This is a genomic window from Cupriavidus pauculus, assembly GCF_003854935.1.
Classification (GTDB): Bacteria; Pseudomonadota; Gammaproteobacteria; order Burkholderiales; family Burkholderiaceae; genus Cupriavidus; species Cupriavidus pauculus_C.
On record NZ_CP033969.1, the window covers coordinates 2,957,360 to 2,969,779 of the forward strand.

Below are 12,420 nucleotides of genomic sequence, written 5' to 3' on the forward strand. Positions count from 1 at the left end.
GGAACATTCATGAGATGCGTTCATGGCGCCCTTCGCGGCGCCTGACCGGATTCCCCGCAGAGAGCTGCCATGCCCCGCCACAACCTTAACGATCTGCTCGCATTGGTCACTGTCGCGCGCGAGCGGAGCTTCACGCGCGCGGCGGCTCGCCTGGACGTCACGCAATCCGCGTTGAGCCACACCATCCGCAATCTGGAGGCAAGGCTGGGCGTGCGGCTGCTGACGCGCACCACGCGCAGTGTGTCGACGACCGATGCCGGCGAACGGCTGATCCGGTCCATCGGGCCCAAGTTCGATGAAATCGAAGCCGACCTCTCCGCTGTGGCCGAGCTTGGGGAGCGTCCGGCAGGCACGATTCGCATCACGTCCGTGGACCATCCAATCGATGCCATCATCTGGCCTCGCCTGGCCAAGGTTTTGCCGCAGTATCCGGACCTCAACGTCGAGCTGACGGTGGACTATGGACTGACCAACATCGTCGGCGAGCGCTACGACATTGGCGTGCGGTTTGGCGACCAGATCGAGAAGGACATGATCGCCGTGCGCATCAGTCCCGACGTGAAGATGGCCATCGCGGCGTCTCCCGCCTATTTCAAGGGCCGCGACAAACCGATGGCACCGCGCGACCTGCTATCGCACCGCTGCATCAACCTGCGGCTCTCCACCAGCGGCGGACTCTACGCATGGGAACTGGCCAAGGGGTCCAAGAAGGTCCAGGCGCGCGTGGAAGGCCAGGTGGTCTGCAATAGCGTCAACCAGATGCTCAATGCCGCCCTCGACGGCTTCGGGCTGGTGTTCCTGCCGTTGCCGGTTATCCAGCCTTATGCGGACAAGGGAAAACTGGTCAAGGTCATGGAGGACTGGTGCCCCACGTTCCCTGGTTATCACGCGTTCTATCCCAGCCGCAGGCAGTCGTCGCGGGCGCTCAAGATTGTGATAGACGCCATCCGGCACAAGCCGGACGGCGTTGCCGCGACTAAGCCTGCGAAAGCTGGTCACGGATAGGCAGCGACCGGATCCGTGTTCCCGTCGCCGCGAAGATTGCATTGCAGAGTGCCGGCGCGATGGGCGGCACGGGCGGCTCGCCCACCCCGCCGGGTGGCACCGCAAAATCGCCGCCCACCATCCACGTATGGATGGCCCGTGGCGCCATATGCGACCGCAGGATCTCGAAGTCGTGGAAGTTGCTCTGCTGCACGCGGCCGTCCTTGAACGAGATCTCTCCCAGCATCGCCAGGCTGATGCCCATCACGCAGCCGCCTTCCACCTGTGAACGGATACGCTCCGGGTTGACCTGCGGCCCGCAATCGATCGCCATGTCCACGCGCGGAATGGTGATCTGGCCCTTGGCATCCACCGCCACTTCCACCACGGTCGCCACATACGTCACAAAGCTGTAGGCCATGGCAATGCCAAGACCATGACCCTTGGGCAGCTTGCGGCCCCAGTTCGCCCGGCGCGCGGCTTCCTCGATGACGCGGCGCATGCGGCCGGTATCGAGCGGATACACGTCCGGCGATTCGTTGTAGTTCCAGCTATCCGACAGCGTCGCGGGATTGATCTTGCGCGGCGGGCCGATCAGCTCCAGCAGGTAATCCTTCGGATCGCGACGGGCCTGATGCGCCAGTTCGGCAACAAAGCTCTGTACCGCAAAGGCATGCGGGATGTTGGATACCGAGCGGAACCAGCCGATGCGCGTGTGCGCCGGCACATCGGCCGACTCCAGGCGGATCGACGGAATCTGGAACGGGATGTTGATGGCCGACATCCCCGCTTCAAAGGGGGCCTTGCCCTCCGCGCCGACCTTGAACGTCGAGGTGATGGTGGGCGCCGCGGACCTGTGCAGCCACGCCGTGGGCTTGCCATTGGCATCCAGCACCGATTCCATGCGCTCGACCGAGACAGTGTGGAAATAGTCGTGGTGAATGTCGTCGTCGCGCGTCCATTGCAGCTTGACCGGCGTGCCGCCGATGGCCTTGGACACCAGCGCTGCCTCGGAAATGAAGTCGGCCATCGACTTGCGGCCGAAGCCGCCGCCCAGCAGTGTCAGATGCAGCGTCACGTCCCTGGCGTCGAGCCCGACGTGCTTCGCCACGCTTTCCAATGCCCCCTGAGGCGCCTGCGACGGCGCCCAGATCTCGCACTTTCCATCGACGAAGCGCGCCGTGGCCACGGGCGTTTCCATCGACGCATGCGCGAGGTGCGGAATGTAGTACTGGGCTGCTACCTTGCGCTGGCCAGCGGCTGCCGACAGGGCGGCCACGGCATCGCCATCGTTACGCAGCGGCTTGCCAGGCTGCTGCACGGCCGCTTCCAGGGTGCGGCGGAACACGGCGGAATCGTAGCTGGCGTTGGCGCCATGGTCCCATTCGAGCTTCAGCGCCGCCCTGCCCTGCATCGCCGCCCACGTGTTGGTCGCCACCACGGCAACCCCGCCCACCGGATTGAACAACGGCGGACCGTCATAGCCCTTCAGCTCGACGATGCGCAGGACACCCGGTACCTTCAGCGCGTCGGTGCCATCGACCTTGCGCAGCTTGCCGCCGAACACGGGCGGGCGCGCGATGACGGCGTAGACCATGCCCGGCAGCCGCACGTCGATACCGTAGGTGGCCTTGCCGCGCGCGATATCGCGGCTGTCGGCGGGCATGATCTTGCCCTTGCCGATATAGCGGAATGCATCCGGCTGCTTGAGGCGCAGTTGGTCTTGCTTCGGCACCGGCTGACGCATCGCGGCCTCGGCCAGTTCGCCATAGCCGATCCGCCGGCCGCTTGCCGCGTGAATGACTTCGTGGTTGCGCGCCTGCACTTCGGTGGCCGGCACTTTCCACTGCGCAGCGGCGGCGGCTTCGAGCATGTGCCGTGCCGATGCCCCCACACGACGCATCGGCGCCAGAAAATGCCGCATGCTGCGCGATCCGTCGACGTTCTGGCTGCCATAGCGGGCCTCGTTGGCGTCGGCCTGAACGATCCTGACGCGGCTCCAGTCGGCTTCCATTTCGTCGGCAACCACCATCGGCAGGCTGGTTCGCACGCCCGTGCCCATCTCCGCACGATGCGCCACGATGGTCACGGTGCCATCCCGCGCAATCGAGACGAATACCAGCGGGTTGTCCACGATGCCGCCTGGCATCGCTGCGCCGCCGTACTTCTTGTCAGCCTCCGCTGCGGCTGCCTTGGTAACCAGGCCGCCGAACTGGAGCGACAACGCGAACACCGCGCCCGCCTGCAGCAGACGGCGGCGCGCCGGTTGTTCGAGGGTGTCGAGGTCGGTGCGCGTCATGCCTTGGCTCCCGTCTTGTTGGCCGCAAGGCGTGTCGACGCCAGCTTCACCGCCGCATTGATGCGGTTGTAAGTGCCGCAGCGGCAGAGGTTGCCGCTCATTCCGGCGACGATCTGCTCGTCCGTGGGCTTGGGATTCGCTTTCAGCAGCGCAGTGGCGGTCATGATCTGCCCCGCCTGACAGTAGCCGCACTGGGCGACGCCCAGTTCGACCCATGCATCCTGGACGGCCCGGCCTACGCGATCCGATTCCATCGATTCGATCGTGCGCACCTGCTTGGTGCCCACGGCGGAGATGGGCGTGACGCAGGAGCGGACCGGCTGGCCATCGACATGGACGGTGCAGGCGCCGCAAAGCGCCATGCCACAGCCAAACTTGGTGCCCGTGAAGCCCAGCGCATCGCGGAGCGTCCACAGGAGCGGGGTGTCGGACGACAGGTCGACCTCATGAGCCTGGCCGTTGATGTTTATCTTTGTCATGGACGGATGGGAGGCGGGGGACCGGGGAATGGTATCGGATACGCGCCGATTTCATTACGCACCCTGGCTCATTACCGTCATGAACACAGATCATCAATCTGTTTCATGAGACTGACTCATCAAGGCAACAAGTATTGAGCAGCTAGTCGAGCCACCGCCTTTTTCGCGATGATACGGCCGATGGAAAAACCCGCACCCTCCCAGAGCTCACCCTCTCATTCCTCCCAGCCGGCTGCCTACTGGAGCGGCGTATTCGCGATGACGCTCTGCGTATTCGCGCTGATTGCCTCGGAGTTCATGCCCGTGAGCCTGCTGACGCCGATGTCGGCGGACCTGCAAGTCACCGAAGGGATGACCGGCCAGGGCATCGCCATCTCCGGCGCCTTTGCGGTCTTCACAAGCCTGTTCATCTCCATCATCGCCGGCAGTGCGAACCGCAAGGCCCTGTTGCTGGGGCTCACGGCGGTCATGGCAGTATCGGGCGCCATCATTGCCGTGGCGCCCAACTACACCGTCTATATGATCGGGCGCGCATTGATCGGCGTCGTCGTCGGCGGCTTCTGGTCGATGTCGGCGGCCACGGCCATCCGCCTGGTCCCGGCGCACCAGGTGCCGCGCGCGCTGGCGATCTTCAATAGCGGCAACGCACTGGCAACCGTCGTCGCGGCCCCGGTCGGTAGCTACCTCGGCGCACTCATCGGCTGGCGCGGTGCGTTCTATTGCCTGGTCCCGATTGCGCTGGTCGCGCTTGCCTGGCAATGGTTCAGCCTTCCCTCGATGCCGGTGCCGACGCCGCCCCACGGGAACGGAAACGTGTTCGCGCACCTGAGGCGCCCGGTCGTCGCGCTGGGCATGCTGGCGGCCGGCGTGTTCTTCTCCGGGCAATTCACGCTGTTCACCTACGTCCGGCCGTTCCTCGAAACGGTCACGCGGGTCGATGCGTCCAGCCTATCGCTAATCCTGCTGGCGATTGGCGTGGCGGGATTCATCGGGACCATGCTGATCGGCGCGGTACTGACGCGGGCGTTCTACGCCACGCTTGTCATCATCCCGACGCTCATGGCTTGCATTGCGCTCGCACTGATCGGCCTGGGCCATCACACGGCCGCTGTCGTCGTGCTGCTGGCGCTGTGGGGACTGGTGGCAACGGCGGCGCCGGTCGGATGGTGGAGCTGGATCACCCGCACGTTCCCGCACCATGCCGAGGCAGGCGGCGGCCTGATGGTCGCCGTGGTCCAGCTGTCGATCGCACTGGGCTCCACCGTGGGCGGCATCCTGTTCGATCGATACGGCTATCGCAGCACACTCGAAGCCAGCGCATCGCTACTGATCATCGGCGCCATCCTGGCATGGATGACCGCCCGCGCTGCGAAGACGGAGGGGGTCTGGGGTTTCGATGATCGATCCGCTCACGTGCAAGCCGGGGAGGCACGGTGAAGTTTTCCGCTGGCGCCTGGCCCGAACCTGGATAAAGGAAAAAAAACATTCCGGGAATTTTTGAGCAGATTCAAGAATGTGCCTAAAGGATACTTGGTGCGAAGAAAGGGAAATCAGTTCTTCCCCAGAATCAATTGTTTAGGGGCTTTTTGGGGGGATTCTGGGTAATCCCTCCGGGGAGGACTGCCAGGCCCTCGCAAGCGCAGACGGCCGCGCCCTTCCAGCTGCCGGCCGTCACTATTCCGACGGCGCCTGGGCTTCGCGCTTCAGTGCCCACACATCCTGCCGCCGGCTGGAAACTGCCATCGGCATGAGCGACCTGGACGACCTCACCGCCTGGGCCGGCGCCCTCCTCCACAACCTGGCCCCCAGCCAGCGCCGCACCCTCATGCGCGCTGCCGCGGCCGAGCTGCGCCGGCGCCAGACCCTGCGCATCGCCGCCCAGCGCAACCCCGACGGCACCCCCTACCAGCCACGCAAGCCGCGCCTGCGCGCGAAGGCAGGCAGCGTCCGCCGCAAGATGTTCGGAAAGCTGCGGACAGCGCGGTTCATGAAGACGCAGGCGGACGCCAACAGCGCAGCCGTGGAATTCGCCGCCAGCGTCAGACGAATCGCCGCGGTCCACCAGTTCGGCCTAAGGGACCGGGTGAACCGCGGCGGGATGGTGGTGGAGTATGCGCAGCGGGAGCTGCTGGGACTGGCTGACGGGGATGTGGAGCGGCTGGGGGATTTGGTGGTGGGGTGGTGGGGGTGGTGGGGGGATAGGGCGGAGGGCCGTTTTCGACCCTTAGCGGTCCTTCACGTGCGGGCAATTTTGGGTACAGGCTCGCAGAGAATCGTGATGCAAAAGTGCAGACGATCCGTCGAATCTGGATGATCCCTCGACCATTCGCGCGCCGCAATCGGGATGGTTTGGCGGCAGAGTTCCGCAGCGTCCAGTGGCGAAAGGTCTTCGAGATTCGTCGTGCCTTGCGGTGCGCTGCCATGACCGACCCGTCCATCCTCCGCCAGAATCCACCCTTCCCACCCCAGAATGTGAATCTGTTTGCTGGCGAAATAGTCAACCGCTTCAATGGCTGCATTGAGAGGTAAGACAATTTCGCGATGGGAGATTGATTGCAGCGCGAGTTCAGGGGGTAGAAATGTCAACGACCTCATTGCGAGCGTTTTCGCTATTCAAGCTAGCAGATTAGCCTGATCTCGTCCTGGCCGTCGAGTGTCTGCTCATGGCCGAATGCAGCCCCCTCTCGTTGTCCCCCCCACCCCCACAACACCCACTCCACCACCCTCCCGCGCGCCTGAGGCACGCTGGAGGGTATGCATTCCGCTGAGCTTTCCCGCCTTCTCGCCAACCTGATTCGCCTCGGCTCTGTCGTCGAGGTACGCCACGCACGGCCTCCGCGCGTGCGCGTCCGGTCTGGCACGCCAGCCAGCATCGCTAACTCTCTCCGTACGCCCGCGGCTGCAGTTACTACTACAACGCCCCCACCGGCTCGACCGTCACAAAAAACAACTTCATGACCGGCACCGCTGAGTAGCGGATCCGCAGTCCGTCTCGATCCAGTATCACCGGCTCGGGGTCGTCCTTGTTGCGCTTGATGTTTGAGCCAAGCTGTTTGGTCGCTCTGTTAAACCAATCTGCGCTCCCTCCTTGTCTACCTTTTTCCATCCAGTCGGGGAAAGTGTTGGCAAGGACGGACGCAACCAGAACGGCCGTCTCTATTGCGCCCGCTTTGTCATCACTGGCGATCCCGAACATCATCGTGTAACTGCGGAGATCGGCTTTCTCTCCGATCGTTTCGAGATGCAGGTGGGGGTTCAGGCGGATGGACTCACGTGGGCTTCCGTCGCGCAGCGGAACACTCGCAGAGCGCTCCAGGACAGGAAGATCCCCCAGGATCTGACGGGTACTGCGTCCGATGGTCGCCGTGCCGGTGGAGGCCGACGGCTCTTTGTCGGGGCCTGTCGCCTTTTCCGTCGATTGGGTGGACTCTTGCGCCTCAGGTTTTGAACTCCCCTCGTCCGCGCATTGGGCCAGTATGCCGATGACGATGACCGCCACCACGACGCCTTTGAGCACGGCCGTGCGGTTCGACTTCCTTCTGACGCCACAGTGCGGGCATGCCCGTGCCTTGTCAGAGATCTCTCTGTTGCATTCGCCGCAGTTAACCAAAGCCATTTCGATACGTCCTCCTATGTCCAACGTGCCTGCACAGTGCTGAGCGTGCAGCGTGAGTTGGGTAGTTGACCGTAGGGAAACAATGAGGCCACGGCCTGCTAGGGGGCGCTTGAAAACGGTTTACAGCTGGATCGAGCGAAGCATGAACTCCGCCAAATGTCATGGGGCTTCTTTGGGGGAACTTTGGGGGCGAGGCGAAAATTATATGTGATTCTTGAAGGGAAATCCGGGGGGCGCTGTGAACTCATAACACCGGCTAACCCTTCTGGGACAAGGCATTCCGGGAATTTCAGAGCAGATGCACGAATGTGCTCTAAAGGATACTTGGTGCGAGGGAGGGGACTCGAACCCCTACACCATTGCTGGCGTCAGGACCTAAACCTGGTGCGTCTACCAATTTCGCCACCCTCGCAGTCCTGGGACCGGATCGCAAAGCAGGTTCGCAAAGCAAAAAAGGCGGCTTGAGCTGCCCGCCTTTCTTGATCTGGCTTGCTTTTGGCGCCTGGCGCGCCGGGATCCGGTTCGTGCCGCTGGCTTGACTTCCGGCCGCGGCGCGATAAGGAAGCGGATTGTAGCGCAAGGCGGACAGGGAATCCAGCCCCCTGCCCCGCCCTGGCGGCCGCCTCCGCCGGGTTACTGGCGGGCGCGGATGAAGGCGATCACCAGCACGGTGGCGCAGGCCTCCAGCGCGGCCACGAAGTACAGGCCGGACGAGAGCTGGCCGGTGGTGGTCTTGAACCAGCCGATCATGTACGGCGCCACGAACCCGGCCAGGTTGCCGATGGAGTTGATCAGCGCGATGCCGCCGGCGGCGGCGGTGCCGGCCAGGAAGGCGGACGGCAGCGACCAGAACACCGGGAAGGCGGCCAGGATGCCGATCGACGCGACGGTCAGGGCGATCAGGGCCAGCACGGCGCTATGGAGCCAGAAGCCGGTCAGCGTCAGGCCCACGGCGGCCAGCAGCGTGGCCAGCGCGCAGTGCATGCGCCGCTCGCCGGTGCGGTCCGAGTGGATGCCGTTGAGCACCATGGCGATCGTCCCCGCCACGAACGGGATAGCCGACACCAGCCCGATCTGCAGGTTGCCGTGGACGCCCAGTTCCTTGATGATCGACGGCGACCAGAACGCGATGGTCGCGTTGCCGCTCACCACGCAGAAGTAGATCGCGGCGCAGATCCAGACCCGGGCGTTGGCAAACGCGTCCTTCAGGTGCGAATGCTTGGCGGGGTCGCGCGCCTCGGCCTCCACGTCGCTCGTGACGATGGCCTGCTCCCGGGCGTTGAGCCAGCCCGCGTTGGCCGGCTTCTCGGGCAGCCACGCCAGCACGGCAAAGCCTGCCAGCACCGACGGAATGCCTTCGATCACGAACAGCCACTGCCAGTTGGCCAGGCCGTCCACGCCATCCATCGCGCTCATGATGAAGCCCGCCAGCGGCCCACCGATCACGCCCGCGATGGCGAACGACGTCATGAACAGCCCGTTGATGCGCGCCCCCGCGCGGCCGGGAACCAGTACGTCAGGTACAGCACCACGCCCGGAAAGAAGCCGGCCTCGAAAATGCCGAGCAGGAAGCGCAGCGCGTAGAACTGGCCGGGCGTCTTGACGAAGATCATCGCCATCGACGCCAGCCCCCAGAGGATGGTGATCCGCGCCAGCGTCTTGCGGGCGCCGATCTTCTCCAGCAGCAGGTTGCTCGGCACCTCGAACAGGAAGTAGCCGATGAAGAAAATGCCCGCGCCCAGGCCGTAGACGGCCTCGCTGAACTGCAGGTCCTGCAGCATCTGGAGCTTGGCAAAGCCCACGTTGACGCGGTCGATCCACGCCAGGATGAACAGGAAGACGAGGAACGGGATCAGGCGCACGGTGATCTTGCGGTACGCCTCGTTGCGTTGCTGCGCCAGTTCCGCTGGCGGCAGGTTCTCCAGGGCGCCCGGGGCGCCGGTCATCACGGAAGACATCGGTGACTACTCCTTGGGTGTGGTGGGTGGGACACCGCTACATTGGCGGCGTCCTCGCGCAGTGCGCTGTGCTGGCGCGTGCGTGCCGGGCAGTGGGAAGCTGCCCGTCGGTGCAGAGATCGGGACCGCGCGGCCGGGCCGGGCCGGCCGCGTGGCGCCTCAGCCCAGCGCCTGTTCGATGGCGGCCGATACCTGCAGCACGCGGGCATCGCTGCCCGTCACGCCGCAGACGCCGAGCCCCATGCCCTCGCCCATCGGCAGTGACGTGGCGCAGCCGTCCAGGAAGTTGATGACGCTCGGGTTGCGCAGCACCAGGCCGTTGATCGCGAAGAAATCCTCGTCGCGCGTCAGCGCGTCCAGGCTCGGCGGGCGCACCGCCACGCTCGGCATCAGCCAGGCGTCGGCATCGCGCAGCAGCCAGGCCGCGCGCTGCTGCATCGCGCGGCGCTCTTCCAGCAGCACGATGTAGTCCGCGGCGCTCAGCTTCTCGCCACGGCGGATGCGCTGCGCCACGCGCGGGTCGTACTGGTCGCCACGCTCGGCCAGCAGCGTCCGGTGCCACGTCCACGCCTCGGCGGCGGTCAAGCCCCCGGCGGCATTGATCTCGGGCAGGCGCCGCAGCTCAGGGAAATCGAATGGCACGATCTGGGCGCCCTGGGCCGACAACCGCTGCACGGCCGCCTCGAACGCCTGGCCGACCTCGGCGTCGATGCCGTCGAACACGAAGTCGCGCGTCACGTACAGGCGCAGGCCGCGCAGCGGCGCCGGCCGGGTGTCCAGCGTCTCGCCGCTCAGCACCGCATCCATCGCCGCGCAGCAGGCCACCGAGCGGGCCAGCGGGCCGGCAGAATCGAGCGAGGTCGACAGCGGCACGCCGCCGTCCAGCGGCACGCGCCGCGCGGTGGGCTTGAAGCCGGTCAGGCCGCAGAACGCCGACGGAATGCGGATCGACCCGCCCGTATCGGTACCCAGCGCCGCCACGGCCATCTGCCCGGCCACGCTGACCGCGCCGCCCGACGTCGAGCCGCCGCTGATCCGATCCGGATCGAACGGCGTGCGCGGCGTGCCGTAGTGCGGGTTCAGGCCCAGCCCGGAGAACGCAAACTCGCTCATGTTCGTCCGGCCGATCAGCACCGCGCCGGCCGCCCGCAGGCGCGCCACGGCCACCGCGTCGGCCTGCGCCGGGGCATTGCCGTCCAGCGCCTTGGCGCCCGCCCGCGTCACTTGGCCGCGTACGTCGAACAGGTCCTTGATCGACACCGGCAGGCCGGCCAGCGGCGACGCCACCATGCCGGCCGCGCGGGCCTGGTCGGCGGCGCGGGCCTGCGCCAGCGCGCCGTCGGCATCCACGGTCAGGAAGGCGGTGCCGCCGGCCTGGCGGTGGCTGTCGATCCGGGCCAGCGCCTGCTCGGTCAGCGCGACGCTCGTGGTGCGGCCGGCCGCCAGCGCGGCGGCAAGGTCGGCAATGGTCGGGGCAGTCATCGTCATCGTGGTTCGCTCTCTCGGTTACGAAATGGGCAGGAAAGTGGGCAGGAAGGCGGGCAGGAAGGTGGGCTGGCTTACTCGGCCACGGCCAGCGCTTCCACGCGGTAGGCGTGGCGCAGGCTGCGGTTGCGCACGGGGTCATGCAGTTCGACTTCGAACAATTCGCCATGACCCATCTCGCCGATCACGGCCTGCGTGCCGCAGAACATCGCCGTGCCCGGCGGCAGCTGGTCCTCGCCGGTCAGGCGGCCAATCAGGTCGCGCGGGTCCAGCAGGCGCGTGACCTTGCCCTCCTGGTACAGCGCGCGCTGGCCGTCGCGCACGCGCCAGCAGCGCATTTCCAGCGCGTCCCAATGGTCGGCCACCTCGTCGAACCGCCACACTTCGCGACCCATCGGCTTGGCGCACATCTGCTTGGACACGGTCACGTCGTACGCCTCGACCTTGCGGTCGGTGTGGTCCGAGCCGATGCCGATGTACAGCGCGTCCGGGCCCTGCAGCAGCACGAATTCGGTCTCGCCCGACGAATCGTCGCGCGGCACTTCCAGCACGTCGGCGGTGGTCAGCAGTTGCGCGGCCAGCGGGTAGAACGTGGGCACCGTGGCGGGCGGCTTTACGCCGATGGCCTTCAGCTCGTCGATATGGTGCTGCACGGCGTCGCGGTCGCGGCCGGTCCAGCCGGCGATGATCAGTCGTTCGATGTCGAGGGCGAGTGCGCCCCCGCCGGCTACCTGGAGTTGCAGAGTCGGCATGGCTTGCTACCTTGTTGCGAGGAAAAGAAGTCGGTCAGAGGGTCCGGATGATGTTCTTCCGGAATTCGTCGATATGCGCGCGGATCGCGTCCCGCACGGCAGGCACGTCGCGCCGCTCCAGCGCATCCACGATCTCCAGGTGCTCCTGGTAGACGTTCTCAAGATGCTGCGGGTCGGAAAGCGACAGGAACCAGAAACGGGCCTGCTTCTCGTGCAGGCCACGTAGCAGTTCGGCCAGAACGCGGTTGCGCGACGCGGCGGACATCGCGGTATGGAATTTCAGGTCCAGCGACGCCAGCGCGGGAATGTCGCGGCGGGCGATCAGGTCGGGCGAACGGTCGACGATGTCGCGCATCGCCTTGAAATCGCTGTCGTGGCCGCGCTCGCAGGCCAGCGTGGCGCACAGCACCTCGTTGGTGGCGCGGACCTCGATCATGTCCAGCACCTCGTTCAGCGACAGCGGCGTCACCAGCACGCCCTTGCGCGGCAGGATCGACACCAGCCCTTCCACTTCCAGCCGATGCAGCGCCTGGTGAACCGGCGTGCGGCCCAGGCCCAGCAGCGCGGCCACCTGCGCCTCGTTCAGCGGTTCGCCGGGCCGGAACTCGCACGCGATGATGCGGCGCTTGATCTCGGTGTACGCCTGCTCGCGCAGCGCGGCGCCGCTCTGGGCGGCAGTCGGCGGCGCGGACGTTGCCGCTTCGGCGCTGGGGTCGGCGTTGCCGACGAGTCGGATGGGATTGGCCACGGGCACTGCCTGGGTCGTTTGAAGTTGTTGTGATACTAGTGTGATATTTCACCGACGACAAGGCATGGAGATGTAGGGGTAAACGCGCAGGACCTTGTC

At 65.8% G+C, this 12,420-nt stretch carries 8 protein-coding genes, 1 tRNA gene and 2 pseudogenes; 3 read left to right on the forward strand and 8 right to left on the reverse strand.

Annotated elements, in window-relative coordinates; all coding sequences use genetic code 11:
• The first annotated feature begins 69 nt into the window (after positions 1-69).
• A complete protein-coding gene (locus tag EHF44_RS15035; protein ID WP_124684398.1) occupies positions 70-1,005 on the forward strand; it encodes a LysR family transcriptional regulator in 936 nt (311 codons plus the stop codon).
• On the opposite strand, the gene EHF44_RS15040 is transcribed toward EHF44_RS15035, so the two are convergent.
• A complete protein-coding gene (locus EHF44_RS15040; protein ID WP_124684399.1) occupies positions 977-3,283 on the reverse strand; it encodes a xanthine dehydrogenase family protein molybdopterin-binding subunit in 2,307 nt (768 codons plus the stop codon). The two genes, EHF44_RS15035 and EHF44_RS15040, sit on opposite strands and share 29 nt — an antisense overlap.
• Positions 3,280-3,762: a (2Fe-2S)-binding protein gene (locus EHF44_RS15045; RefSeq protein ID WP_124684400.1), complete on the reverse strand. Its 483-nt coding sequence runs from the start codon at positions 3,760-3,762 to the stop codon at positions 3,280-3,282. The genes EHF44_RS15040 and EHF44_RS15045 overlap by 4 nt, the downstream gene beginning before the upstream one ends.
• A gap of 168 nt (positions 3,763-3,930) precedes the next feature.
• Between EHF44_RS15045 and EHF44_RS15050 the strand changes: the two genes are divergently transcribed.
• Both EHF44_RS15050 and EHF44_RS15055 read left to right on the forward strand, forming a co-directional pair.
• Positions 3,931-5,199, forward strand: coding sequence for an MFS transporter (locus EHF44_RS15050; RefSeq protein ID WP_437340287.1), 1,269 nt, complete (start codon positions 3,931-3,933; stop codon positions 5,197-5,199).
• Between the two features lie 310 nt (positions 5,200-5,509).
• Positions 5,510-5,938: pseudogene (locus EHF44_RS15055) on the forward strand (phage virion morphogenesis protein); the annotation flags it as partial.
• Positions 5,939-6,673: 735 nt separating this feature from the next.
• Here EHF44_RS15055 and EHF44_RS15065 read toward each other — a convergent pair.
• From EHF44_RS15065 to EHF44_RS15090, 6 genes and pseudogenes are all read right to left on the reverse strand, one after another.
• Positions 6,674-7,378 (reverse strand): zinc ribbon domain-containing protein, encoded by a 705-nt coding sequence (locus EHF44_RS15065; protein ID WP_124684403.1) that lies wholly within the window; start codon positions 7,376-7,378, stop codon positions 6,674-6,676.
• A 325-nt stretch (positions 7,379-7,703) separates the two neighbouring features.
• Positions 7,704-7,790, reverse strand: a tRNA-Leu gene (locus EHF44_RS15070).
• A gap of 221 nt (positions 7,791-8,011) precedes the next feature.
• A pseudogene (locus EHF44_RS15075) lies at positions 8,012-9,336 on the reverse strand (MFS transporter).
• A 159-nt stretch (positions 9,337-9,495) separates the two neighbouring features.
• On the reverse strand, positions 9,496-10,818 hold the full coding sequence (locus tag EHF44_RS15080; protein ID WP_124685122.1) for an amidase: 1,323 nt from the start codon (positions 10,816-10,818) through the stop codon (positions 9,496-9,498).
• Between the two features lie 77 nt (positions 10,819-10,895).
• A complete protein-coding gene (locus EHF44_RS15085; protein ID WP_124684404.1) occupies positions 10,896-11,573 on the reverse strand; it encodes a DUF2848 domain-containing protein in 678 nt (225 codons plus the stop codon).
• 34 nt (positions 11,574-11,607) lie between these two features.
• The gene (locus tag EHF44_RS15090) at positions 11,608-12,321 is read right to left on the reverse strand and encodes a GntR family transcriptional regulator (RefSeq protein ID WP_124684405.1); all 714 of its coding nucleotides are present in this window, start codon (positions 12,319-12,321) and stop codon (positions 11,608-11,610) included.
• Between the last annotated feature and the right edge of the window lie 99 nt (positions 12,322-12,420).

Bases quoted from the DNA above. Each gene is read 5' to 3' on its own strand.
- EHF44_RS15035 (WP_124684398.1), top strand. From the start codon at position 70: ATGCCCCGCCACAACCTTAACGATCTGCTCGCATTGGTCACTGTCGCG.
- EHF44_RS15040 (WP_124684399.1), bottom strand. From the start codon at position 3,283: ATGACGCGCACCGACCTCGACACCCTCGAACAACCGGCGCGCCGCCGT.
- EHF44_RS15045 (WP_124684400.1), bottom strand. From the start codon at position 3,762: ATGACAAAGATAAACATCAACGGCCAGGCTCATGAGGTCGACCTGTCG.
- EHF44_RS15050 (WP_437340287.1), top strand. From the start codon at position 3,931: ATGATACGGCCGATGGAAAAACCCGCACCCTCCCAGAGCTCACCCTCT.
- EHF44_RS15065 (WP_124684403.1), bottom strand. From the start codon at position 7,378: ATGGCTTTGGTTAACTGCGGCGAATGCAACAGAGAGATCTCTGACAAG.
- EHF44_RS15080 (WP_124685122.1), bottom strand. From the start codon at position 10,818: ATGACTGCCCCGACCATTGCCGACCTTGCCGCCGCGCTGGCGGCCGGC.
- EHF44_RS15085 (WP_124684404.1), bottom strand. From the start codon at position 11,573: ATGCCGACTCTGCAACTCCAGGTAGCCGGCGGGGGCGCACTCGCCCTC.